We start from the raw sequence: 22,156 nt of genomic DNA on the forward strand, positions 1-22,156 counted from the left end.
ACATCAAGCAATGGCGCGGGCTGGCTACCCGCTATGACAAGCACGCAGTGGTCTACCGGGCTGCCGTCGTCCTGCACACCGTGATCGCATGGACCCGACATTTATCAGACACGCCCTAGCCGCGCTGGGCTCTGTTCGGTTTCAGCTTTTGGGCTTACGAGGCGCCGCCCGCCTTCTGCTCTCAGGCTGACGCGTCGCTGCGCTTGGGGATGTCGGGGTCGAGCTCGATCTTCTTGTCGCTCGTGGCGTAGTCGATGCGCATCGTCATGCCGAGGGCTTTGATGGGGTTGAACAGCGTCTTGAACGACGGGTTGCCTTCTGCGCTCAGGGACTTGTAGAGCTACTCGCGCTCCAGGCCGATTTCCTTGGCAAGCTTTGCCATGCCCTTGGAGCGAGCGATGTCGCCCAGAGCTGACTTGAGGAAATCAGGGTCTTGATCCTCCAGCACAGCCTTAAGACAGTAGGCCACCTGCTCCTTCGTCTGCAGGCGTTCAGCGATGTCAAAAGGTCGCATCTTGACCTTGTTGTCAGCCATTTTGCCCCACATACCTGTATCTCAAGGACACAGAAGGCCGAGGGTTTGTGGACGGTTACTGGGACTTCACGAAGGCGTGAATGTTGTTTTCGGCGGCTGTGCTGAAACCGCAGGCTCGGTAGAAAGACTGCTGGCGTTCTTCGTCATCAGTGATGAGAACGAATTGGCGAACATGAGAAAACGCGTCCGCTGCTTCTGCCATGAGCGCCTTGCCTACCCCTGTTCGCTGCTCCTCGGGGTGAACGAGGATGTCCTGCAGGTAGGCGATTGTGTGGCCATCGGTGAGAATGCGAATGAGGCCGATGAGAGATTCTCCGCACCACGCTGACCTCAGCCACTGAGACCCGGCGACCGACGCCGCGAGCGCCTCGGGATCCCTTGTGTAGGCCAACCAGCCGACAGAGTCATAGAGGTCGACGAGCTGCTGAAGGCTTGGGATGAGATCGGTAATTCGCAACTCCGGTGTCATGTGACGAACTCTAGTGCTTGCGCTGACTCTTCACTGTGCGTTTGCCTACATTTGTTTGAACTATTCAAAAGAGCGACTAGGCCGAAAGTGATGAACATTGCAGATCCATCAGCGGCCCTGAATGCGCACGAGGACCCTCGTGCGGCACTCAAGGCTGTGGGTCTGCGTGTCACGTCGCCGCGCGTTGCAGCGCTGGAAGCGCTCAGCGGGCACGGTCACTTCAGCGTCGAACGATTGCTCGACGACGTCCGAAAGACCCTGCCCACGGTGAGCTTCCAAACTCTGTACGGCGTGCTCGAAGCACTGAAGAGTGCAGGGCTTGTGCGCAAGATCGAAGTGGGAGGACACCCTGCGCTCTTCGAACTCGACCACGGCGACAACCATCACCACACTGTGTGCCGCAGATGCGGCGCAGTGGAAGACACTCCGTGTGCCACGCAGGCCCCGCCGTGCATTCACCCGCCGGCAGGGTTCGCAGCGGAGGTCACGGAAGTGACCTTCTACGGCCTGTGTGCCGAATGCTCGCAAGTTTCCGAATCCACAATCGCCCCTTGAAAGGAATCAGCACATGACTGACACCGGTTGACCACCCAATCAGGTGCGCCTGTCCAGAACAACGAGCACTCGCTCACGATGGGCCCGGACGGCACCACTGCCCTCCACGACCACTACCTGCTGGAGAAGCTCGCATCGTTCAACCGCGAGCGCGTTCCGGAGCGCAACCCGCACGCTAAGGGTGGCGGCGCATTCGGCGAATTCGAAGTCACCGAAGACGTGTCGAAGTACACCTCGGCAGCCGTCTTCCAGCCCGGCACCAAGTCCGAGACGCTCATCCGCTTCTCGACCGTTGCCGGTGAGCAGGGCTCGCCTGATACGTGGCGCGACGTCCGCGGCTTCTCGCTGCGCTTCTACACGACCGAGGGCAACCTCGACATCGTCGGCAACAACACGCCCACGTTCTTCATCCGCGACGGCATCAAGTTCCCCGACTTCATCCACTCGCAGAAGCGCCTGGGCGACTCCGGCCTGCGCGATGCGGACATGCAGTGGGATTTCTGGACGCTCTCGCCTGAGTCCAGCCACCAGGTCACCTACCTCATGGGCGACCGCGGTCTGCCGCGCACGTGGCGCAACATGAACGGCTACGGATCGCACACCTACCAGTGGATCAACGAAGCCGGCGAGCGCTTCTGGGTCAAGTACCACTTCCTGACCCAGCAGGGCGAAGAGAACATGACGGCTGAAGAAGCCGAGAAGCTGGCAGGCTCGGACGCCGAGTACCACCGCCGCGACCTCTTCAACTCGATCAAGGACGGCAACTTCCCCAAGTGGGACATGTACGTCCAGATCATGCCGTACGAAGAGGCCAAGACCTACCGCCTCAACCCCTTCGACCTCACCAAGACGTGGCCGAAGGCCGACTACCCGCGCATCAAGGTCGGCACGCTGACCCTGAACCGCAACCCGCAGAACTTCTTCCAGGAGATTGAGCAGGCTGCGTTCACGCCGGGCAACCAGGTTCCGGGCACCGGAATCTCGCCGGACAAGATGCTCATGGCCCGCGTGTTCTCCTACCCGGATGCACAGCGCAACCGCGTCGGCACCAACTACAACCAGCTGCCGGTTAACCAGCCGCGTGCCACCGAGGCCAAGAACTACATGCACGAAGGCCACATGAACTACGCGATCACGCCTGCTGAGCACCGCGTGTACTCGCCGCACTCCTACGGCACCGAAGGTGGCCCAGTGGCTGACGAGTCGGTCAAGGAAGCAAACTGGGAGAACGACGGCTCGCTCGTCCGCGCTGCAGCAACCCTGCGCAAGGACGACGATGACTTCGGCCAGGCAGGCATCCTCTACCGCGACGTCTTCACCGACGAGCAGAAGGACCGCTTCAAGGAGACGCTGTGCGGACAGTGCATGGCCATCACCGTCGACCGCATCCGCGAACAGTTCTTCGAGTACTGGACCAACGTGGACGCCGACCTCGGCGTTCACCTGCGCGAGTGCTACAAGAGCTGCTCCAGCAAGAACGCTGCAACGGACGCACACGAAGACGCCTGATCAGCACCGCTGACACAGCCGCACTGAGCTCAGATCTGAAAGTCCAGAGCTGAGAAGCAGACAGCGCCCGGGTACCGCAAGGAGCCCGGGCGCTGCTGTTTTGACGTCGGCCTCAGGAGACGTGTCCGCCTGAACACATGTTGTGCGCGTACGTACCCGTACAGACTGTGTTTAGGCGAACATCTTTGCGGAAGAGCTTCGCAGCCACGCGCGCCTGACGGCCGGCCACACAGCTTCTGCCCACACGGTGTACCCGTGGTCATTGGGGTGGAAGACGTCCGATTCCATTGTGAAGAATTGCCGTGGAATCCCCAGGGTGCTACGCGACCACAGGGACGCTGTTGCCGCGTACAGTTCGGCAAGTTCAAGGTCGTTCTCAGCGGCCAGACGGCGGATCAGGGCATTCGCTGCACGGCATTTGCGCTCAAATGCGGGCAGACCGAAGCTCGGCACGGTTGATACGACAGTCCCCGCCGGCAGTGCCGGATACAGACGCTCAGCAGTCCACGCGAATCCATCGTCAGTGAACGCGCGGTCGGCGATGTCGTTGCCGCCGATGACGCACATCGTGACATCAGCCTGAGCGAACATGCGCCCAGCTTTGAGCTGTGGAAGCTGCTGCTCCATGAGAAGCCACGAAGAGTCTCCCGGCTGGGCGATATTGCACACCAGCACGGGTGCGCCGGCCTCAGATGCCAAACGCCTCAGCACGATGCCCACATAGCCGCGGTCAGCACTGGAAGCGCCCACCCCGCTGGCTGCGGAATCACCCAGAACATTGACCCTGAGGGGGCGCGCGTCACCGGCCCAACCTGACACCGGCCCAACTGAGCCGTCGGGGAAGAAGGCAAGCTCCGCCTCGTGAAAGTGCTTCCACCATCCGCGGCGGGTGCGGGCCTGCACCCCGTTCATCCACGCGGAACTCGACAGCCAGCCGGCTGTCGCGCCGGCCGCCACACCCGCGGCCACCAGGGCGGCCCGGCCCCAGAGGGGCAGGCCCTGCGAACTAAGCGAACTCAGCCGGGACAGCGCGTTCACACTCGGGCGCCTTCAGCCCTGCGCTCGGCGTCGGTTTCGATCGAGTAGGTGCCCTCGCGCTTCTTGAACCAGCGGATGACCACCTGCGTGACGGGCAGGAACAGCACTTCGACCGCGACCTTGTACACAAAGCCGAACAGCACGTACTTGATGAACTCACCGCCGGGAATCACACCGGCAAAGGCCACGGTGCAGAAGATGACGGTGTCAGCTGCTTCGCCCACACCCGTCGAACCCAGCAGGCGAACCCACAGGGCGCGCTCGCCCATGCGACGTTTGATCCGCACAAGAACGAAGGCGTTGAGCATCTGGCCTACGGCATAGCCGGCAAGCGATGCCGCGACGATCCGCGGATAGAAGCCCAACACCGCGGCGAAAGCCTCTTGGCCGTCATAGCCGGGGCCGGGCGGGGCGATGATGACCAGCAGGAAGATGAGTGAGGCCCCCAGCTGCGACACAAAGCCCATGATGACGGCCTTGCGGGCGGCTGCGAAGCCGTACACCTCGGAAATGACGTCGCCCATGATGTACACGAACGGGAATAGGAAGGCGCCGCCGTCGGCCACAATCCAATAGTTGTCGGTGCTTTCGCCCATGGGGAAGAACGCGATGACCTTCGTGGCTGAAATGTTCGACACGAGCAGAGCCACGCAGAAGAACGCCAGAACGACCGCGTAGTAGCGGCCGCGGGAAGACGCGAAGGCAACCAGTCGCGCACCCGCTTTTTGGGCTGACTGTGCGGAAGCCGGACGGGATTCGTGGGGCTCTTGTCTTCCGGAGCCCGGGACAGTGTCAGCGTTCAACGTCGATTTCCTCTCCGCCGGTCAGGCGCAGCAGTTCCGCGTACGTCAGCGGGAACATCGAATCCGCGGTGCCGGCGGCCGCCCACAGCATGGGGTAGGCCGCGAGCGCTCGGTCGATGAACGTGCGAATCGGCTTGCTGTGACCAGCTGGGGCAACCCCGCCGATCACCTGCCCGGTGGCTGCCTTGACCACGTCCGCATTGGCCCGGCTGATCTTCCCGCCGGTCTGCTCTTCGACAAAGCCCGTGTCCACGCGGTGCGCGCCGGAGGTCATGATGAGCACCGGTTCGCCGTCAAGCCGGAAGATCAGGCTGTTGGCAATTGCGCCTGTCTCAATGCCCAGGTGGGCGGCAGCATCGGCGGCGGTGGGCAGGTGTTCGGTGAAGATAGTGATCTCCCCGGTGATGCCGGCTTTGTCGAGGTCAGCCTGGACTCGCTGATTGCGTTCGTGCACGGTTCAGGCCTCCCGAGGTGCTTCCGGGTGGGTTTCGGCAGGTGCCTGGGCAGGGGAGCCGGCGGGTGCCGAGGTGTCGGCGGGGGAGCCGGCGGCTGCCGAGGTGTCGGCGGGGGAGCCGACCGGCACCTCGGCCTGGGTCTGTTCTCGGGTTGGCAGACCGCGGCGGCGCAGCAGCGGATCGACGGTGGGCTGTTCGCCGAAGAACTGGGTGATGGCCTGTTCCGGGTCAACCGAGAAGCCCGGCGCCAGAATGGAGCGGCGGAACGCCTGACCGGACTCGGCCTTCAGGCCGCCCTGCTGGTCAAACCACTCGGATACGTAGGCGGCCAGCTGTTCCGACCACAGGTACGAGTAGTAACCGGCCGCATAGCCGAAGCTGAAGGCGTGCATGAAGTACGGCGAACGGTAGCGCGGCTGCACAGACGGCGAGAACCCGGCGGCAGACAGCACCTCGGATTCGAAGTCGAGCACCGCCTCGACCTGTTCGCCTGGCTCCAGACCGTGCCACGAAAGGTCCAGAAGAGCGGCAGCCAGGTATTCGATCGTGCCGAAGCCCTGCCCGAACTTCTGCGCCTGCTTGATCTGCTCGACCAGGTTTTCCGGCAGCGGTTCGCCCGTTGTGATGTGGCGGGCGTAGTTCGGCAGAACATCCGGGTGGAGCATCCACATTTCGTTCAGCTGGGACGGGAACTCGACATAGTCCCGGGGGACCGAGGTGCCTGCCCGGCTGGGGTAGGTGGAATCGGCAAACAGTCCGTGCCACACGTGGCCGAACTCGTGGAAGAGCGTGTTGACGTCGTCCAGGCTCAGCAGGGCCGGTTCGCCGGGTGCAGGGCGGGGCACGTTCATCGTCATGGTGATGATGGGCTGTTCGCCCGTCAGGCGGGCCCCGGTCACGAGTTCCGCCATCCACGCCCCACCGCGCTTGCTGGGGCGCGTGTACGGGTCGATGCAGACCAGGCCCAAGACTTTGGCGCCCTCGGAGATCTCCCACACCGTGACGGTTTCATCCCACAGGCGGCCTGCGAAACGGTCGGTGACGTTTTCAAAGCTCAATCCGTACAGCACGCTCGCGGCGTAGAAAACACCGTCGTGCAGCACCCGGTTGAACTCGAAGTACTTGCTGATTTCGCTGTGGTCGATGCCGTACAGCTGCGAACCTACGCGGCGCAGCCAGAACGGGATGTCTTCCGCGGCAAGCCTCTGCGGCTGCGCGGTCTTCTCAATCGTTGCGAGTTCACGCTGCAGCTGCTGATTGGCCGGTTCCAGCAGCGAAATGAGCAGACTCGAAGCCTGTTCCGGGTTGCCGGCCTGCTGCGGTTCAATCGCGTACTCGCTGAACGAGCTGTAGCCCAGCACACCGGCCAGAGCGGCGCGCAGCGCCGTGATGTCTGCAACCAGACCTCGGGTGTCACCCTCACCGCCGCGACTGCAGCGATCAGCGGATGCCGCAAACAGCGCCGAGCGGGTCTCCGGATCGGTGAGTGATTCAGCCGGCGGCTGCACTGTCGTCGACTCCAAAGGCAGCACCCAACCGTCAACACCGCGTTCCTGCGCCTGGGCAGCGGCGGCGGCCAGCTGAGGCTCAGTCAGCCCGTCAGGTGAGTACGGGCCGCCGCGTTCAATCACAAAAGCCGAAGCGTTGGTTTCAGCCAGGACGGTATTCGCAAAGCGGTTCTCCAAACGGGTCAGCTCCGCTGACACCGCTTCGACGCGCTGCTTGCCGTCATCGTCCAGGCGGGCGCCGGCGCGAATGAAATCAGCCAGGAGGAGCTGCAGGTGACGACGGTCTTCCGGCAGAAGGGAAGCGTCGTTGATCGCCTCAAGCCTGTTGAACAGGGCGGAGTTGAGCTCAACGCCGAGGAAAGCCGAGGACAGTTCCGCATCGATTTCCGCAAGCGCGTCGCTGTTGTCGTCCGTGTGGGCTGAACCCTGCAAGACACCGGCCACTGCGGACAGGCGGCGCAGCGGCTCCATCGCCTTTTCCAGGGCGACGACAGTGTTGTAGAAGTCAGCGGGTGATTCGTCCGAGGCGATCGCTTCGAGATCCTGCTGGAACTGAGTGAGAACAGCTGCGAGTGTGCTGCGGAGCTCCTCGGCGGACAGGTGGAAGTCCGGCAGCGTCAGCGATGCCGGGTGGGTTATCCAGGCGAGCAGCGAATCCGCGGGGGCTGCGCCGTCGGTGTGTTCGGGGATGGTGGACACGTGCTTCTCCTCTTACAGGCTCGGGCGTCAGACTGTACTTGCCGACGATGTCAGCCGAGCGCTGAGTATCGTGAACTTCGTGAGCAGCTTCGACGGATATCCGCGCGGGCACCGGCAGACGAAGAAGATCGAAATCGGTCTGCTCGTCGCGGGCCTGGCAACCTTCGTGCTGCTTTACAACACGCAAGCTATTTTGCCCTATTTCACGCGGGACCTGCGGATCTCCCCGTCACAGTCAGCCCTTTCGGTGTCCGTTGCAACGGCGGGCCTTGCGGTTGGGCTCATTGCGGCAGCCCCCGTTTCCGAGCGGATCGGCAGGGTCGCACTCATCCGCTTCTCCCTGCTGTCGGCAAGCGCGTTGGGCCTGGTGAGCGCCTTTATCGTCGACTGGCCGACCTTCCTCATTCTGCGCTTTGTCATGGGTGTTCTGTTGGCCGGGCTGCCCGCCACCGCCGCGGTGTATTTGAAAGAGGAAATCCACCCGGACTACGCGACGGCTGCTACGGGGATCTACATCTTCGGCACAACGCTCGGAGGTCTGAGCGCTCGCCTCATCACGTCCGGTGTTGTCAGCCTGCACGAACGGCTGGATCTGGGTGCGCCCCTAGGGCTGGATGCGGCGCATTTCGCTCTGTTTGTGTCAGCACTTGCTGCCTCTGCGTGTGCTGTGGGTGCGTGGCTGCTGCTGCCGCAGTCGCGCGGCTTTGCGCCCCATCCGGTGCATCCGCGGCGGCTTCTGCGCGACTTCGCCAAGGTTTTCACCGACCCTGTCCTGGTGGGCCTGTATGTGCTCGCGTTCTTCGGCATGGGTGCTTTTGTCGGTACGTTCAATGTTCTTGGCTTCCGCCTTGAGGCAGCCCCCTACGGTCTGTCGGTTGCCGTGGTCGGTCTGCTCTACCTGGCCTATCCGGTGGCAGGTTTTGTCGGTGCTCGCGCGGCACGGCTGGCCAACCGCTACTCAATGCGGGCGGTGATTGTCTTCGGTCCTCTGACTGCGCTGGTCGGTGTTGGACTGCTCGCGGCCTCGCCTTTGGCGGTCATTGTGTTTGGTCTGCTGGTGCTCGCCTCGGGGTTCTTCATCACCCACTCGATCGCGTCTGCTTGGGTCCCCTCCCGAGGTGCCGCCCGCCTCGGTCTGCCCGCTCAGGCGGCCAGCATGTACATGCTGTTCTACTACATGGGGTCATCAGCAGCGGGAAACCTCACGCCGCTTGCCTGGCAGGATTTCGGATGGTGGGGTGTCACCGCGATGACTGGTGCGTTCATGGGTGTGAGCCTGCTGATTGCGATTGGTTTGGCGAAGTCGAAAACGGCCTGAGCGCTGCGGCCTGTGGGACCTAGACTGAACGGGTGAGCGCAATCACGATCAACGGCCGGAACGCGAACCCGTTTGTCATCGGGTTCCTCGGCATGCTCGGAGCAGGACTGGCCTACGGGCTCTTTCATCTGGTCGACGACCTCGCCGGTGTCATCGTCTGCATTGCCTGCGCGCTGTTCCTCGCACTTGGTCTTGAGCCGGTCATCCGCTTCCTCAACGACCGGGGAATCAAACGCGGATGGGCTGTCACCATCACGTCGCTGGCCGTCGTCATTGTCGCAGCCGGCGTTCTGCTGCTCGTCGTCCCGCCGGTGGTGCGGCAGGTGCAGCAGTTCATCGGCGACATCCCGCGGATCATCGACGACATCATGCGTGAGCCGTGGTTTGCGAAGCTCGAAGAGAACCTGCCGTTCGGCATCGACCTCAACGAGAGCCTCGAAAACGCCGGCGCCTGGGCCTCGAATCCTGCGAACCTCGCCAGCATCGGCGGCGGTGTTCTGACGATCGGTGCGGGAGTGATGACGTTCACCACGAACGTCATCATCGTCATCATCCTCACCCTGTACTTCGCGGCGGGACTGCCCCGCATCAAGTCCGCTTTCTACCGTCTGATGCCGGCACGCAAACGCGAAGATGTTGAGGACGTCACGGAGGAGATCACCAGTTCGGTTGGCCGCTACATTCTGGGCCAGAGCGCGCTCGCGGCCACCAACGGAGTGCTGTCGGCGGTGTTCCTCACCATCATCGGTGCTCCGCTGCCTGCCCTTTTGGCGTTCATCGCCTTCCTCGGTTCGCTTATCCCGCTGGTCGGCACGATATCGGCATCATGCATCATCGTGGTGTCGTGCCTGATGAGCTCACCCACCCTGGCGCTCATCGCCGCGATCTACTACCTGGTGTACATGCAGATTGAGGCCTACGTCTTCAACCCGCGCATCATGAAGGCTGTGACCGACGTTCCCGGGCCGATCGTGATCATCGCCGCGATTGCCGGAGCGACGCTCGGTGGAGTGCTCGGGGCTATTGCATCGATTCCTGTCGCAGCGTCACTGCTCATCATCTACCGCAGGGTCGTCGTCCCACGCCAAGACGCCAAGCACTAGCGGAAGCCCTCTGAGCACGGGTGGCCGCAACGCGAGAGGTGTCAGTGCTGAACCTCAGCACTGACACCTCGGAAATCAGAAGTCGACCGTACACATGCCGTATTTCGGTTCGACGTTGAACAGCCCGTAGTGGTCGATGGTTGAACCATTGGTAGCGCAGTGCTCAGTCCAGCCCGTGTATTCCTCATCGAGACTGTCCGTTGGGTGGCCGGGCAGGTACAGCTCGAACTCCTCGCCTTTTTCAAAGCCGTACGGCTCAGCGTATTCGATCGTACGACCGTCCCTTTCGGTCTTTTCGCCCGTCGGGGTGGTCGTCTTCAGGTCTTTGAGTTTGAGCTTGTACGTGTATTCGTCAACCCGTTTGGCGACTTCGAAGCGACCGTTGAATTCAGCGGTGTGCTCGCCGCGGACGTTGGCATCTATGTATGAGCCGGTGAACTTGCCGTCCTTTTCCATCGTGATGCTTGTGTTCCACGCGCCAGCGCCAGACGAGAATACGAACATCTTGCCCTCGAGTTCGGCAAGGGCTTTCTTTCCGCCAGAGCCTTCGGGGTAGATTTCGCGTGAGTAGGCGTAGAGCTCCAGCGGCTCTTCTGCCTTGAACAGTTCGGCATCGACCATTTCCCGGCTCTTCTTGCCGTCAAACGGGTTGCCGGCTTTTTCGCTCGCGTTGAACTTGGCTTCCAGGGGTGCTGTCGCCTTCACATCGGCGCTTCCGGCGTAGGTGCCGTCAAGGCCGGGAAGCTTAATGAGCTCAGACTCGCCTGTTCCGGGCTTGGCCCTTTCCAGTGAGGCATCGAAGGCAGTGTCAATGCCGGTTGTGATCTCTGGGCCGGCGATCCCGAAGACGCTGCTGGTGAGGTTCACATTGACCGCGCCGTGCCCCGAAGCATCGAGGTTGTCCTGATCCGCCGCGGCGATTTCAAATGTCTGCTCGCTCTCTTCGTCAATGGGCGACAGGCCCTCGCCGGACAGGTAACGGTACCCGACGGTCCGCTCGAGACTTGATTTGACGGTCGCATCCGCTTCTGTGTCAACACTGCCGTTGGCCGAAACAGAAAGCTCGTTGACCAGAGTGACAGGGAAGTCATCGACGATGATCGTCACCGGCAGAACCTGCTTGGTGAAGAGGTCTTTGTTCCAATCGCCCGGGTTCTGCAGCTTGAACTCACTGTCGAGGTTAAGGTCGGCTTTCGTCTCGAAGTCGATTTTGCCGTTTTCGGCGACCCTCATGTTGAGCGACAGGGTCAAAGATCCGGTGGCGTCGAGTTCGTCACCCGAATACGAAAAGATTTCCCCATCGCTCGCGGCCGGTGCCGCGTGTGCCGGTGCCGCGCCAAGCGGGTTCCCCTTGGACGGGCCGTGGTCGTCAAGCGTGTGATTGCCGTCCGGGTCGATGTTGATGTCGAGGTTGATATCGGCCTTTTTGATTGCATCAGTCAGAGCAGCCTGCTCAGTCTCGAGCACCATTCTGCCGTTGTGCTTTTTAACGGAGGTGACTTTGCGCAGGAAGCCGTTCGGAGCTGCTTTGCCTGTTCCTCCGGCGACGATTGCGCCTTCTGCGATCGAGCTGTCCTCGTCGATCGTGACGCTGTCCTCGGTGACATCGTGGACGGTGAAGCCGTCTTTGCCACCGGCGATGTGCACGTTGGGCTTGAGCGTGAGTGTGGAGGGTTTCTTTCCAAGGGCGGCGAACATGACCCCGCCTACGACGAGTACGACCACTGCCATGATCGCAATGATGATGCCTTTGCGCATGACCTTCCATTCCTCTGTGTGGATCCGACGATCGCTGCTGAAAATCGCAGTTCAATAGTCAACAGTGACGGCGGCGAAGATTTCTGCGCGATACCCTTCCTCAATTCTATGCCAGTTTCGAACTAAATGGCCCAGGTCTCCAGATGTGAAACGGTGCCTTCCAAGCCGCGTGGCCGCATGTAACCTGGCTCACATGACTGAACGATTTCCTGACGCAGTTCTGACAGACCTGCCCGACGACATCCGACAGCGGATAGAAGACGAAGCCGAAAAGTCCGGTTTCGTTCCCAACGTATTCATCAAACTGGCTCGCAGACCCGCAGAGTTCCGTGCGTTCTTCGCCTACTACGACGCGCTCATGGACAAAGACACCGGCAGCCTGACAAAAGCCGACCGCGAAATGATCGTGACAGCCACCTCGTCAGCCAATGGGTGCCTGTACTGCGTCGTCGCCCACGGGGCGCTGCTGCGCCTGTTCAAGAAAAGCCCGGACATTGCAGACAAAGTGGCCGTCAACTACAAGCATGCCGACCTTGAACCCCGCGAAGAGGCCATGCTCGACTTCGCTATGAAAGTCTGCACCGACCCCGCAGACATCAGTGAAGATGACTTCACGCGCCTGGCCGAGCACGGCTTCGATGACGAAGACGTGTGGGACATCGCCGCCATCACCGGGTTCTTCGGCCTGTCCAACCGCATGGCCACGGAGTCGCGAAAGCGGCCAAACCCCGAGTTCTACACGCTCGGCCGGGTGCCGAAAGACATCTACCAACAGCTCAACAGCTGACCGAAACGCACGAGGTGGGGCTCACCTGGGAAGGTGAGCCCCACCTCGTGAGTATGCTCCTGATTTCGAGACACCCCTTGTCTGCCCGCGAGCAGGTGCGTAGTTTGAGGAGAGGACATCGACGTCCTGCAGCACTGCACCTGAGATCTCAAAGGAGAGAATCATGACGGTCTACGCAGCACCCAATACACCTGACAGCAAGGTGACCTTCAAATCCCGCTACGACAACTGGATCGGCGGGCAGTGGACGCCGCCGAAGGCCGGCCGCTACTTTGAAAATCCCTCCCCGGTTACCGGCAAGGTCTTCTGCGAAGTCGCGCAGTCAGACGCTGACGATGTCGAAGCAGCACTCGATGCGGCACACAAGGCCGCACCCGCGTGGGGCAAAACAAGCCCAGCTGAACGCGCGCTCATCCTTCACCGGATTGCCGACCGGATGGAAGAGAACCTCGAAATGCTCGCCGTTGCCGAAACCTGGGACAACGGCAAGGCGATCCGCGAACCGCTGACGGCTGATATTCCGCTGGCCATCGACCACTTCCGCTATTTTGCCGGCGCAATCCGCGCTCAGGAAGGCCGCCTGTCGCAGATTGACGACAACACGGTTGCCTATCACTTCAACGAACCGCTCGGCGTGGTCGGCCAGATCATTCCGTGGAACTTCCCGCTGCTCATGGCGGTGTGGAAGCTTGCTCCCGCTCTTGCTGCGGGCAACGCGGTGGTTCTCAAACCGGCCGAGCAGACCCCGGCCTCGATCATGGTGCTCATTGAGCTGATCGGCGACCTTCTTCCCGACGGCGTGGTCAACATCGTCAACGGCTTCGGCGTCGAAGCGGGTAAGCCGCTGGCCTCGAACAAGCGCATCGCGAAGATCGCGTTCACCGGTGAAACGACCACCGGCCGGCTCATCATGCAGTACGCATCGCAGAACCTCATCCCGGTCACTCTGGAGCTCGGCGGCAAGAGCCCCAATGTGTTCTTCGAAGACGTCATGGCAGCTGATGACACGTTCCGGCAGAAGGCGGCCGAGGGCTTCGCGATGTTCAGCCTCAACCAGGGTGAAGTCTGCACCTGCCCGTCGCGCGCATTCGTGCAGGAGAGCATCTTCGACGACTTCGTCGAACTCGGTCTTGAGCGCGTCCGCAACACCAAGCAGGGCAACCCGCTGGACACGGATACGCAGATCGGCGCCCAGGCTTCGAGCGATCAGCTTGAGAAGATCAAGTCGTACCTGCAGATCGGCAAGGACGAAGGCGCCGAAGTGCTCATCGGCGGTGAGCAGAACCACCTCGACGGTGACCTCGCCGACGGCTTCTACGTCCAGCCGACGGTCTTCAAGGGCGACAACAGCATGCGGATCTTCCAGGAGGAGATCTTCGGCCCCGTCCTCGCTCTGACATCGTTCACCGACTACGACTCTGTCATCAAGGAAGCGAACAACACGCTCTACGGCCTGGGCGCTGGTGTGTGGTCGCGCAACGGCGGCATCGCGTACCGTGCGGGTCGTGACATTCAGGCCGGCCGCGTGTGGGTGAATAACTACCACAACTACCCGGCGCACGCTGCGTTCGGCGGCTACAAGTCGTCCGGCATCGGCCGTGAGAACCACCTCATGATGCTCGACCACTACCAGCAGACCAAGAACCTGCTGGTCAGCTACGACGAAAACCCCATGGGATTCTTCTGACGATGGCTGACGACATCACCGGAGACCAGGACGGCGCCACAGTGACCGCGCAAGTCGAAGCGCGGCCTGAGATCGATGGTGAACAGCGCTCGCGCGTGGGGCTGAGCCCGGCGGCGGTGGAGCTGCTGCAGAAGCTCACACAGCAGCATGGCCAGCTGATGTTCCATCAGTCCGGCGGATGCTGTGACGGGTCTGCTCCCATGTGCTATCCGGAAGGTGAGTTCCTCACCGGAGGGTCGGACGTGCTTTTGGGCACGTTCACTCTGCCCGATGTGCCCGCAGAGTCTGCGGAGATCGGCTTCTGGATGTCAAAGGAGCAGTTCGAGTACTGGAAGCATACTTACCTGCTGGTTGATGCAGTGCCCGGCAGGGGCGGTGGCTTCAGCATCGAAAGCCCCACGGGGCTGCGGTTCCTCATCAGGTCGCGGCTTCTGGACTGACCCCAAAGCACGAGGTGGGGCTCACCTGGGAAGGTGAGCCCCACCTCGTGCTGTGTGTGGAGGAAGTCAGTCGGTGCTTTCCTCGGTGGCCGATTCGCTGGGAGCCGAGGTTCCCTCCGTGGAGGGGTCGGTCGCGTCAGCCGACGGCGATGCCGAGGCGGCGTTTTCCTTCATGGCTTCTTCGGCTGCTTCGCGCTGGTCAGCCGGGATGGCCGACAGGGCGGTCCAGTCGTCCCATTCGTAGGTCCAGTCCGCAACATCTCCCGAGGCGGGGCTGAGCGAAACGCTGGAGCCCTTGATTTCGACGGGGTCGCCGTAGAGGGCGGAGTTGAAGTACTTCTGCGCGCTGCCGGGGGCGAGGTTGACACAGCCGTGCGACACGTTTGCCGAACCTTGCGAGCCGACCGACCACGGTGCGCCGTGGATGAACTCGCCGTTGTTGTGGATGCGCACAGCGTGCCTGGTGGGGGTTTCGTAGTCCCACTGCTGGCTGCGCATGACGTAGTACTCGTGCTTGGACATCACGATGTGCGTGCCGTTATGGGTTTCCGTGCGCGAACCGGCACGGCCGAAGGATGCGGGGAAGTCCCACTTGGTTTCGCCGTTTCGCTTGACGACCATGCGGTGGGTCTTGGTGTTGCCCTCAACCACCTGGTTGCGGTCGACCGTGAACTTCAGTTCGACGTCCTTTTCGCCCTTCTGCCTCTTGCCCATGGGGACGTCCTTGAGGTTCATGCGAAGGTCAACATCGGTGTGCTCGGGCCAGTATTCGCGCGGTCGGTAGTGGATGCGTGAAATCCCGTCGACATCGGGAAGCCAAGCCCAGGAGCCTTCGACGTCGCGGTTGTTGCCGTCGGCGTCCTTGAACGACAGGCCCAGGCGGCTTTCCACGGTGGCGCGGAACTCCTCCGGCACTGTGCTGCCGAAGTTCACAATAATGGGCGCACCGACACCGACCTTCTGGTTGTCGCCGATGAGGGTGCGGGCGCTGATCTCGGTGCGCTCGAGCTTGTCGGTGTCGACCGTGCCGGTGAGAGTGTGCTCCTTGCCGTCAGCGTCGAGTGCCGAAGCGGTCCACGTGTAGGTCGAATCTCCGGCAAGCCGGTAGGAAGACTCCCACGTGGTCTGCTGATCGGCGGAGGCTTCTGCTCCGGTTGAAGCCGAGGGGTCAGCGGATGCGTCAGCGGACGGGTCAGTGGACGCGTCTGCCGAAGAGTCAGCGGAGGGGTCGGCACTTTCCGAAGCGTCCTCTGAAGATTCGTCTGAACTGTCTGAGGTGTCGGCTGCGTCAGTGGCGCCGTCAGTTGGTTCTTCCGAGGCATCGTCTGAGGGGTCCTTGAACTCGCCCAAGTCGACAAGGGCGCCTTCGGCGTCGTCGTCGATCAGCTGGACGTTTTCGAACGTGCCATCAGTGACCTTGAGGGCGAGCTTCTTTCCCGGCGCGTCCGCGGTCACTTCAACCGTGGGCTTCGGAACCTCTTTTTTAGAGATCGGATTCGTTTCGTCAACAACCGAGCATCCGCTGATGAGCAGAAGAGCTGACGTTGCCGCTGCGGCAGCGGACATGAGGCGAAATCGCACGCGAGACCCCTTCGGAAAGGCTGATATAAAGCGCTGTTGAGCAGTGATCGGGCAACGCGCTGATGCTGCCCGAGGCACGGTTTTGAGCTTCCGCGATTCTACCTTTCGCTTTTGGTTGCAATGTTGCATCTTGATTGCGAAAGGGTCACAGGCGATGTGTGCCCACCATCAGCACTGGTCCGCGCCGTGAAGGGAAGTTATAAGAAAGTGATAGACCGCGGTGGGGCGCCTTGAAGACGATAAGGGCCCTCCGCGCACCCAGTAGAGCTTGCTTACCCTTGCTACCTTCCGGTCCTGGGGGAGTTCACAAGATGCTGCCACGCGAAGGGCCGAATCGAGTATAGGCCATGTGGGAACGACAAAGCGAACGCGCAGGGGTGGAGTGGGGGAGTGCGGGCAGTTTTTAGGACATCTATAGGACAGCCCCTCTTTTCGCGATGCGGGCAGTGCGGTTTGCGCAGGCTGTGTTCATCTGCGGTTTACGGCTGATTCGTCCTTCCGCACAAACTTCTGTATGCTGTCTTGCGGAGGATTCGCATAGCGGCCTAGTGCGCACGCCTGGAACGCGTGTTGGGTTAATAGCCCTCAGGGGTTCAAATCCCCTATCCTCCGCGCGATGAAGAAGGCCCCTGACCATTCGGTCAGGGGCCTTCTTCTTGTTTTGGTGGAGCGCTCCAGTGCTGATGGTGGGCCGTACATCGGCCCACGGTGCCCGGATTCGTCACGGTCGAGCACTTATTCGCACTGCTCCTGCCTGGCTACACTGTTTCCAGCACCGAATCTGCGATGCGAGTGAGGGTAAGCCGTTGAAGACTGCGACCGATGCCGTCCGCTACTCTGTTTCGACTGTTTCCGCGATTCTCCTGACCCTGCTGATCGAAACGGCCTGGATTCTCCTGCTGCGCCCCGACTCGACGGGCAGATCACTGTCTACTGAGCTCCTCGTCCTCTTCTACCTGCTGTTCTGGAACTTTTTCGTCATCATCTACGTCACGTGGACGATACGGTGCTACAAGCCCCTCAACGGATCGGCGCTCATCGGCCAGGTGCGTCGCGAAGTCCGGGTGCAGAAGCGCTGGTGGGCGCGGGCGCTCGGATTCACTGGTGCGACGAACTTCGCCGTCACCGCTGCCGCCTTCGCCATCTTCCTGACCGTAGTGCTCGCCCAGACTGAGGTAGTGCGCCAGTCACCGCTCTACTTAGCACTCGGCATCGTCGCTGTTGCCGCGGCCTGGGCATTCATGGTTCTCGCCTTCGCCTCCGCCTACATGCACCTAAACGTGCCCGATGCCGACAAGCGCCACATCCGCTTCCACAGCGAACCGCCCGAGGATTTCGACGACTACCTCACCCTGGCAGTGCTCGCCTCGACGATGGCTGCCGGCTTTTCAGCAGAGATCCGCACGAAGGCTGCCTGGAAGCAGGTGCGCACCAACGTCGTCGTCGCCTTCGGGTTCAACTCGCTCGTGCTCGCGATGATCGTCTCGGTCGTCATCTCCGCTCTGACTCGGTGACGGCACCGCGGCCGGAGACACCGGCTGCGGCGGCCGGTGCGATGAGTGCTCGAGCTTGTACCCAGGTGAAGGCGGCGAGCACAAAGAAGAGTGCCGCGTCGAGGGCGATGTAGATGACATGCACTGAACTGCCCGCTTCTGCAGTGCCGGCGAGCACGGCTTCGGTGCGGGCATTCAACAGCGGGCGCACGACTGCGACCTTGACGATCAGCAGCCCGGCGATCGTCGCCAGCAGTGTCCAGGCCGGGCGGATGTGCCGGGTCGTGACGACGGCTGCAATGAGGATGAGCGCGAGCACGCCCTCGACGATGTTCATCGCAGTGAACACAAGCCGTCCGATGCCCAGCCCCAGCGGGATCGTGATTCCGGGGGCCTGGAACTTCAGCGGGGCCTCGATGAGGTCGATGGCGATGATGAGGCCCAGCCAGATGGCAGGGATGACAAGCCGGGCAGTTAGAGCGGCAGAACGCATGGCCGTAGTCTATGTCCAGTCGGCGCCGCTGCCGTCAGCTGATCAGCATGTTCAACCGATGATCCCAAAACGGCAGCCGGCCTTCCAGGTCATTGGCCGCCGCGGGTCATGCGGATCTCAGCCAGATCATCAGCGGCTGCATCGACGTTGCGGGTGCCGTCGGGTGTGAAGCCATTGCGGGCGTAGAAGCTGCGGGCGCGCGGATTGTCCTCAGCCACCCACAGGGTGGCCGGCGCAGTGCCGATCGCCGCATCCAAAAGCGCCTGGCCGAGGCCTGTCCCGTAGTGACTGCTGAGGATGTACAGCGCCCACAGCTCCAAGCCGGTGCGGTCGTCATCGCGGGCCTCGCCGACGCTCGCGAACCCGACGACATCGGTGCTCGGCAACAGGCCCGGTGACGTGACCGGGGTGCTGGGATCGGTGCGAACGGCCAGGCGCGTGCGCGCACATGATTCAGGCTGCGTCAGCCACTGTGCCCACTGCTCGGTGCGGGTGGCCAACACCGCATCGTCGTAGAAGCGCTCGTCCAGCAGGTGGCCGTAGGCCTCCCGCCATCCGGCGACGTGCACGCGCGCAATCGCAGCCCCGAGCTCGACGTCGGGCTGTGGAGTGGCCTGCGGGGTGATGATGGCGAACGGCATGACACCACGCTAGCGGAGGACTTGGACTTGTCTAGACTCATGGGCATGTCCTTCTCGATCATCGACGTCGGCAACGAGCTGCTCGAACGCGCCGCCGACGAACCGACGAAGCTGGCGACCAAACGGATCCCTTCGGACAATGCCGCAATCGTGCGCATGCTCATCGCGATGCGTGCGGGCGCGCAGCTGTCCGACCACCCCAACCCCGGTGAGGCGGTCATCACAATCCACCGCGGAGCCGCCACCCTGACCGGCACATCCGGTGAGACGATCGCTCTCGACTCCGGTGAGACCGCGGACATCCCACAGGAGACCCACCGGCTTGATGCTGACCGTGACACGATCGCTGTGCTCACTCTCGTCCACCGCAGCCGTCTGCAGTCCTGAACCATGGCTGGTCAGCAGCTGAACGTCACTTCGAGAGGGCCTCGATGAGTGCGGCGTTGAAGACCTCCAGATCACCGGGGTTGCGAGAGGTGATGAGGTTGCCGTCGACGACGAGCTCGGAGTCCTCCCAGGCCGCTCCGGCGTTCTGCATGTCGACCTTGATCGACTCGTACGAGGTCAGCTTGCGTCCCTTGGCCAGACCGGTCTGGGCGAGGATCCAGGGAGCGTGGCAGATCGCAGCGACAGGCTTGTCGGCTGCGAAGAACGCCTCAACGAGTTTGCTTGCATCTGCATCAAGGCGCAGTGAGTCGGCGTTGAGCGTGCCGCCGGGCAGTACGAGCATGTCGTAGTCATCGGCATTGGCATCCGCGACCGGGACGTCGACGTCGAAGACCTCGGCGTGCTCCCAGTCGCCTTCCATTGCCTGCCGCCGTCGCAGATTCACGCTTTAATGCAGATTCACGCGTTGTTGCAGCGCATTAACGCGTGAATCTGCATTAAAGCGCAAATCTGGCCCGCGGGGTGTGCATTCTTTGTGAAGCGCCGTTCCCGCGAATATAAGCCGATGCTGTCGACCAATGTCCCCGGTTAGTCCACCGAAACCTCACCCGCGAGGAGGGAAGTTCTCCATGTCAATGACCACCGGCTCGTAATCGTCGTCAGCCTCGTACACCAAGTCACCGGAATCCGACAGGTCCCACTCATCGGCATGGTCCTCGTGGATCCCGTTGGCGATAAGCGCCAGCGCGGCGCGCTGCGCTTCGCGTGTGTTGCCCATCGCAGCTACAGCGGACGACGACGTTGCCTCGACCGCATCTGCCAAGCCGCGGACATCGAACTCGAAGAACACCAAAGACCCCTCGGTATCGCGCATTGGCACCGTCATGATCGGCCCGGCGATTCTGATGTCTCCGACGGCGCCGAGGAGCTCTGCGAGCTGCCCCGCAAGCAACAGGTCTGAGTCTTTGATCGGTTTTCCCATCAGCACTTCTTCGTTGGGTAGGAGGTGATTACGTTCTTGCCGCCATGAGACACGGGGCCCTGATCGCGAACCAATAGTAGACCCTGCCATTCAGCCACAGCCTGGGAAAAGCCTTGGCGTACCGCCGCATCCAGCGACATCGCTTGAAAGCCGACCGCTTGTGCGAAAAGGTGGAAAGTACCAGGTGCCGTATCCTCGGCGCCGCTGACAGCACAAGGAGAAGACTATGGGTCTCGGAGACGACATCAAGAGCAAGGCTGAAGAACTCAAGGGCCGTGCCAAGGAGGCTGTCGGCGCTGCATCTGACGACAGCGAACTCAAAACCGAAGGCAAGGGCGACCAGGGCAAGGCCAAGGTTGACCAGGTTAAGGGCGACATCAAGGACGTCGCCGACAACTTCAAGAACTGACCGGCTGGACGCAGCCGCGGTGTTCATCACCGCCTAGATCACGAGGTGCCGCTCACCTGGAAAGGTGAGTGGCACCTCGTCGTTTGGGGTGGGCCGGGATCAGGCCTCGGCGTACCACTCCGCATTGCCCACAGCGGAACCGCGATCGGCGATGAGCATGCGCACGGGCGAAGCCGCTGCGTCGTCGGATGTGGGCGGGGTCGAGAAGAAATCGAATGAAAGATCGTCCGGGCGCTGGGAACCGTGCAGCACATTTGTGTGTGCCAAATAGTTCACGGCGGGACCGGTGATCAGATATGAGTGTGCGTTGGAAAGTTCGACGATGAGGACATCGGGATTGTGCCCGTGCACAGCATCGACATCCAGATGGGCAATCGGCGTCACGGCCTTGCGCAGGCGACGCAGGGGAATGATGCGCGCCAAGCCGATTTTGATGAAGTAAATGCCAGGCACAACGATCAGCAGCGACGCGAGCGCCGAAATCGTCTTGGCAGGGCCCGAAAGCGGCGAGGTCAGGACCGTGTAGACAAGACCGGCGGAGAAGAAGAAAAAACCGAAGCCGCTGATGAAGTTCCAGCTGGGCTGATTGATTTCAGAGGTGATCCACAGCTGATCCTCCTGGCGCAGCTGCGGACGCTCCGCGGGATTCGTGGTCACAAGTGCCTTTCTACGGGGCTTCTGTGCAGATCAGTTTATCGGGGTCTTCTCAGCTGAAGTTCACCTGCTGAGCTTTACAGGCCGGGGGCAGATGCGAAAGTGTGGAAGAGTAGTCGATACGAAAGGAGTCTGAACAATGGGACTCGGAGATAAGTTCAACGACGCCAAGGACAAGTTCAACGACGCGAAGGACACCGTCAACGAACACCAGGACGACATCAACAACGCCAAGGACAAGGTGAACGAAGTCAAGGACAAGTTCAACAAGTGACTTCGTTCGGAACGGTCCGGTAAGTCCGGATCTGTCCGGCAAACCAAAGGGCGACTGCGGTGGATAACCGCAGTCGCCCTTTGGTTTGCCCGTGGCTCAGCCCATGACTGATGCGGCGACAGTCGCCGCGGCCTCTGTCAGTTGTTCTCTGCGCTCGTCGGTGACGTCGCCGGTGAAGACAACCGCGGGCGCTGCGAGCTTCCATCCCAGGCCAGTGGTGATCTGCTCCATTGCCCTTTCAGCGCCGGTCGTGTCGAATCCGCCGCGGATCCAGTACGTGAAGGGGCGGCCCTTGGTGGGTTCGCGCACATCGTCATACACGGTGTCGAAGAAGTGCTTGAGCGCGCCGGAAATGTAGCCGAAGTTCGCGGTGGTGCCCAGCACGTAGGCGTCAGCGGCAAGAACATCGTCAACGGTCGCCTCGAGAGCCTGGCGCTCAATGAGTTCAACGCCTTCCAGCTCTGGCATGCATATGCCCGCCCGTGCCGCCTCGGCAAGCGGTGTGACCGTGTCGGTGGGGGAGTGGTGAACCAAGAGTACGGTAGCCATACGGCCACTGTATCGCCGCAAGGAGCCAC

General features: G+C 61.8%; 25 protein-coding genes, 1 tRNA gene, 1 other RNA gene and 1 pseudogene. 13 read left to right on the forward strand and 15 right to left on the reverse strand.

The window, feature by feature from the left end:
* Nucleotides 1-119, forward strand: a pseudogene (locus tag Bravens_RS10670) (IS5/IS1182 family transposase); the annotation flags it as partial.
* A gap of 221 nt (nucleotides 120-340) precedes the next feature.
* On the opposite strand, the gene Bravens_RS10675 reads toward Bravens_RS10670, so the two are convergent.
* Nucleotides 341-535 (reverse strand): addiction module antidote protein, encoded by a 195-nt coding sequence (locus tag Bravens_RS10675; protein ID WP_197456678.1) that lies wholly within the window; start codon nucleotides 533-535, stop codon nucleotides 341-343.
* Between the two features lie 55 nt (nucleotides 536-590).
* The gene (locus Bravens_RS02720; RefSeq protein ID WP_019174428.1) at nucleotides 591-1,004 is read right to left on the reverse strand and encodes a GNAT family N-acetyltransferase; all 414 of its coding nucleotides are present in this window, start codon (nucleotides 1,002-1,004) and stop codon (nucleotides 591-593) included.
* A 90-nt stretch (nucleotides 1,005-1,094) separates the two neighbouring features.
* Here Bravens_RS02720 and Bravens_RS02725 point away from each other — a divergent pair, with 90 nt between their 5' ends.
* Entirely contained in the window at nucleotides 1,095-1,559 is a 465-nt protein-coding gene (locus Bravens_RS02725) for a Fur family transcriptional regulator (RefSeq protein ID WP_062020090.1), read from the forward strand.
* A gap of 78 nt (nucleotides 1,560-1,637) precedes the next feature.
* A complete protein-coding gene (locus Bravens_RS02730; RefSeq protein ID WP_244878105.1) occupies nucleotides 1,638-3,068 on the forward strand; it encodes a catalase in 1,431 nt (476 codons plus the stop codon).
* Between the two features lie 171 nt (nucleotides 3,069-3,239).
* Here the strand turns inward: Bravens_RS02730 and Bravens_RS02735 are convergent, their stop codons facing one another.
* From Bravens_RS02735 to Bravens_RS02750, 4 genes are read right to left on the reverse strand one after another with little or no spacing between them, the layout of a single operon-like run.
* Nucleotides 3,240-4,106: an SGNH/GDSL hydrolase family protein gene (locus Bravens_RS02735; protein WP_061941429.1), complete on the reverse strand. Its 867-nt coding sequence runs from the start codon at nucleotides 4,104-4,106 to the stop codon at nucleotides 3,240-3,242.
* Nucleotides 4,103-4,909 (reverse strand): queuosine precursor transporter, encoded by an 807-nt coding sequence (locus tag Bravens_RS02740; RefSeq protein ID WP_157452688.1) that lies wholly within the window; start codon nucleotides 4,907-4,909, stop codon nucleotides 4,103-4,105. Before Bravens_RS02740 ends, Bravens_RS02735 begins: the two co-directional genes overlap by 4 nt.
* On the reverse strand, nucleotides 4,899-5,363 hold the full coding sequence (locus tag Bravens_RS02745; protein ID WP_062020094.1) for a YbaK/EbsC family protein: 465 nt from the start codon (nucleotides 5,361-5,363) through the stop codon (nucleotides 4,899-4,901). Before Bravens_RS02745 ends, Bravens_RS02740 begins: the two co-directional genes overlap by 11 nt.
* Before the next feature lie 3 nt (nucleotides 5,364-5,366).
* On the reverse strand, nucleotides 5,367-7,571 hold the full coding sequence (locus tag Bravens_RS02750) for a M3 family metallopeptidase (protein ID WP_062020096.1): 2,205 nt from the start codon (nucleotides 7,569-7,571) through the stop codon (nucleotides 5,367-5,369).
* A 79-nt stretch (nucleotides 7,572-7,650) separates the two neighbouring features.
* Between Bravens_RS02750 and Bravens_RS02755 the strand changes: the two genes are divergently transcribed.
* On the forward strand, nucleotides 7,651-8,889 hold the full coding sequence (locus Bravens_RS02755; RefSeq protein WP_062020098.1) for an MFS transporter: 1,239 nt from the start codon (nucleotides 7,651-7,653) through the stop codon (nucleotides 8,887-8,889).
* 32 nt (nucleotides 8,890-8,921) lie between these two features.
* A complete protein-coding gene (locus tag Bravens_RS02760) occupies nucleotides 8,922-9,992 on the forward strand; it encodes an AI-2E family transporter (RefSeq protein ID WP_062020100.1) in 1,071 nt (356 codons plus the stop codon).
* A 75-nt stretch (nucleotides 9,993-10,067) separates the two neighbouring features.
* Here Bravens_RS02760 and Bravens_RS02765 read toward each other — a convergent pair whose 3' ends face one another.
* Nucleotides 10,068-11,750, reverse strand: a complete 1,683-nt coding sequence (locus tag Bravens_RS02765; protein WP_062020103.1) for a hypothetical protein — start codon at nucleotides 11,748-11,750, stop codon at nucleotides 10,068-10,070.
* Between the two features lie 193 nt (nucleotides 11,751-11,943).
* Here Bravens_RS02765 and Bravens_RS02770 point away from each other — a divergent pair, with 193 nt between their 5' ends.
* The 3 genes from Bravens_RS02770 to Bravens_RS02780 all read left to right on the forward strand — a co-directional run bounded on the left by Bravens_RS02770 (nucleotide 11,944) and on the right by Bravens_RS02780 (nucleotide 14,664).
* Nucleotides 11,944-12,537, forward strand: a complete 594-nt coding sequence (locus Bravens_RS02770; RefSeq protein WP_062020213.1) for a peroxidase-related enzyme — start codon at nucleotides 11,944-11,946, stop codon at nucleotides 12,535-12,537.
* Nucleotides 12,538-12,700: 163 nt separating this feature from the next.
* Nucleotides 12,701-14,224, forward strand: coding sequence for an acetaldehyde dehydrogenase ExaC (gene exaC / locus Bravens_RS02775; RefSeq protein ID WP_062020105.1), 1,524 nt, complete (start codon nucleotides 12,701-12,703; stop codon nucleotides 14,222-14,224).
* Nucleotides 14,225-14,226: 2 nt separating this feature from the next.
* Nucleotides 14,227-14,664 carry a DUF779 domain-containing protein gene (locus Bravens_RS02780; RefSeq protein WP_062020107.1) on the forward strand — a complete coding sequence of 146 codons (438 nt, stop codon included), beginning with the start codon at nucleotides 14,227-14,229 and terminating at the stop codon, nucleotides 14,662-14,664.
* Nucleotides 14,665-14,730: 66 nt separating this feature from the next.
* Here Bravens_RS02780 and Bravens_RS02785 read toward each other — a convergent pair whose 3' ends face one another.
* The gene (locus Bravens_RS02785; RefSeq protein WP_167346387.1) at nucleotides 14,731-16,245 is read right to left on the reverse strand and encodes a L,D-transpeptidase; all 1,515 of its coding nucleotides are present in this window, start codon (nucleotides 16,243-16,245) and stop codon (nucleotides 14,731-14,733) included.
* 238 nt (nucleotides 16,246-16,483) lie between these two features.
* An RNA gene (gene ffs, locus Bravens_RS02790) (signal recognition particle sRNA small type) lies at nucleotides 16,484-16,579 on the reverse strand.
* 192 nt (nucleotides 16,580-16,771) lie between these two features.
* Here ffs and Bravens_RS02795 point away from each other — a divergent pair.
* Nucleotides 16,772-16,857: transfer RNA gene (locus Bravens_RS02795), tRNA-Ser, on the forward strand.
* Between the two features lie 194 nt (nucleotides 16,858-17,051).
* On the forward strand, nucleotides 17,052-17,759 hold the full coding sequence (locus tag Bravens_RS02800) for a DUF1345 domain-containing protein (RefSeq protein ID WP_062020111.1): 708 nt from the start codon (nucleotides 17,052-17,054) through the stop codon (nucleotides 17,757-17,759).
* On the opposite strand, the gene Bravens_RS02805 is transcribed toward Bravens_RS02800, so the two are convergent.
* Together Bravens_RS02805 and Bravens_RS02810 are read right to left on the reverse strand one after the other, a co-directional pair.
* A complete protein-coding gene (locus Bravens_RS02805) occupies nucleotides 17,737-18,231 on the reverse strand; it encodes a hypothetical protein (protein WP_019174444.1) in 495 nt (164 codons plus the stop codon). The genes Bravens_RS02800 and Bravens_RS02805 overlap by 23 nt on opposite strands.
* A gap of 89 nt (nucleotides 18,232-18,320) precedes the next feature.
* Nucleotides 18,321-18,872 (reverse strand): GNAT family N-acetyltransferase, encoded by a 552-nt coding sequence (locus Bravens_RS02810; RefSeq protein ID WP_062020113.1) that lies wholly within the window; start codon nucleotides 18,870-18,872, stop codon nucleotides 18,321-18,323.
* 45 nt (nucleotides 18,873-18,917) lie between these two features.
* On the opposite strand from Bravens_RS02810, the gene Bravens_RS02815 reads away from it, so the two are divergent.
* Entirely contained in the window at nucleotides 18,918-19,259 is a 342-nt protein-coding gene (locus tag Bravens_RS02815; RefSeq protein ID WP_157452690.1) for a cupin domain-containing protein, read from the forward strand.
* 25 nt (nucleotides 19,260-19,284) lie between these two features.
* Here the strand turns inward: Bravens_RS02815 and Bravens_RS02820 are convergent, their stop codons facing one another.
* Complete coding sequence (locus tag Bravens_RS02820) at nucleotides 19,285-19,704, reverse strand: DJ-1/PfpI family protein (RefSeq protein WP_244878102.1); 420 nt, start codon at nucleotides 19,702-19,704, stop codon at nucleotides 19,285-19,287.
* Between the two features lie 159 nt (nucleotides 19,705-19,863).
* Nucleotides 19,864-20,241 carry a hypothetical protein gene (locus Bravens_RS02825; RefSeq protein WP_062020116.1) on the reverse strand — a complete coding sequence of 126 codons (378 nt, stop codon included), beginning with the start codon at nucleotides 20,239-20,241 and terminating at the stop codon, nucleotides 19,864-19,866.
* Nucleotides 20,242-20,467: 226 nt separating this feature from the next.
* On the opposite strand from Bravens_RS02825, the gene Bravens_RS02830 reads away from it, so the two are divergent.
* The gene (locus Bravens_RS02830) at nucleotides 20,468-20,650 is read left to right on the forward strand and encodes a CsbD family protein (RefSeq protein ID WP_062020123.1); all 183 of its coding nucleotides are present in this window, start codon (nucleotides 20,468-20,470) and stop codon (nucleotides 20,648-20,650) included.
* A gap of 99 nt (nucleotides 20,651-20,749) precedes the next feature.
* Here the strand turns inward: Bravens_RS02830 and Bravens_RS02835 are convergent, their stop codons facing one another.
* Nucleotides 20,750-21,307 carry a hypothetical protein gene (locus tag Bravens_RS02835; protein WP_062020124.1) on the reverse strand — a complete coding sequence of 186 codons (558 nt, stop codon included), beginning with the start codon at nucleotides 21,305-21,307 and terminating at the stop codon, nucleotides 20,750-20,752.
* Nucleotides 21,308-21,443: 136 nt separating this feature from the next.
* On the opposite strand from Bravens_RS02835, the gene Bravens_RS10835 reads away from it, so the two are divergent.
* Entirely contained in the window at nucleotides 21,444-21,578 is a 135-nt protein-coding gene (locus Bravens_RS10835; protein ID WP_019174449.1) for a hypothetical protein, read from the forward strand.
* Between the two features lie 96 nt (nucleotides 21,579-21,674).
* On the opposite strand, the gene Bravens_RS02840 is transcribed toward Bravens_RS10835, so the two are convergent.
* Entirely contained in the window at nucleotides 21,675-22,148 is a 474-nt protein-coding gene (locus Bravens_RS02840) for a flavodoxin family protein (protein ID WP_331711530.1), read from the reverse strand.
* Nucleotides 22,149-22,156 lie beyond the last annotated feature (8 nt).

It is taken from the genome of Brevibacterium ravenspurgense (assembly GCF_001584615.1).
Classification (GTDB): Bacteria; Actinomycetota; Actinomycetes; order Actinomycetales; family Brevibacteriaceae; genus Brevibacterium; species Brevibacterium ravenspurgense.

Coding starts and splice junctions, on each gene's coding strand:
- Bravens_RS10675 (WP_197456678.1), bottom strand. CDS start 535: ATGGCTGACAACAAGGTCAAGATGCGACCTTTTGACATCGCTGAACGC.
- Bravens_RS02720 (WP_019174428.1), bottom strand. CDS start 1,004: ATGACACCGGAGTTGCGAATTACCGATCTCATCCCAAGCCTTCAGCAG.
- Bravens_RS02725 (WP_062020090.1), top strand. CDS start 1,095: ATGAACATTGCAGATCCATCAGCGGCCCTGAATGCGCACGAGGACCCT.
- Bravens_RS02730 (WP_244878105.1), top strand. CDS start 1,638: ATGGGCCCGGACGGCACCACTGCCCTCCACGACCACTACCTGCTGGAG.
- Bravens_RS02765 (WP_062020103.1), bottom strand. CDS start 11,750: ATGCGCAAAGGCATCATCATTGCGATCATGGCAGTGGTCGTACTCGTC.
- Bravens_RS02770 (WP_062020213.1), top strand. CDS start 11,944: ATGACTGAACGATTTCCTGACGCAGTTCTGACAGACCTGCCCGACGAC.
- exaC (WP_062020105.1), top strand. CDS start 12,701: ATGACGGTCTACGCAGCACCCAATACACCTGACAGCAAGGTGACCTTC.
- Bravens_RS02780 (WP_062020107.1), top strand. CDS start 14,227: ATGGCTGACGACATCACCGGAGACCAGGACGGCGCCACAGTGACCGCG.
- Bravens_RS02805 (WP_019174444.1), bottom strand. CDS start 18,231: ATGCGTTCTGCCGCTCTAACTGCCCGGCTTGTCATCCCTGCCATCTGG.
- Bravens_RS02810 (WP_062020113.1), bottom strand. CDS start 18,872: ATGCCGTTCGCCATCATCACCCCGCAGGCCACTCCACAGCCCGACGTC.
- Bravens_RS02815 (WP_157452690.1), top strand. CDS start 18,918: ATGTCCTTCTCGATCATCGACGTCGGCAACGAGCTGCTCGAACGCGCC.
- Bravens_RS02825 (WP_062020116.1), bottom strand. CDS start 20,241: ATGGGAAAACCGATCAAAGACTCAGACCTGTTGCTTGCGGGGCAGCTC.
- Bravens_RS02830 (WP_062020123.1), top strand. CDS start 20,468: ATGGGTCTCGGAGACGACATCAAGAGCAAGGCTGAAGAACTCAAGGGC.
- Bravens_RS10835 (WP_019174449.1), top strand. CDS start 21,444: ATGGGACTCGGAGATAAGTTCAACGACGCCAAGGACAAGTTCAACGAC.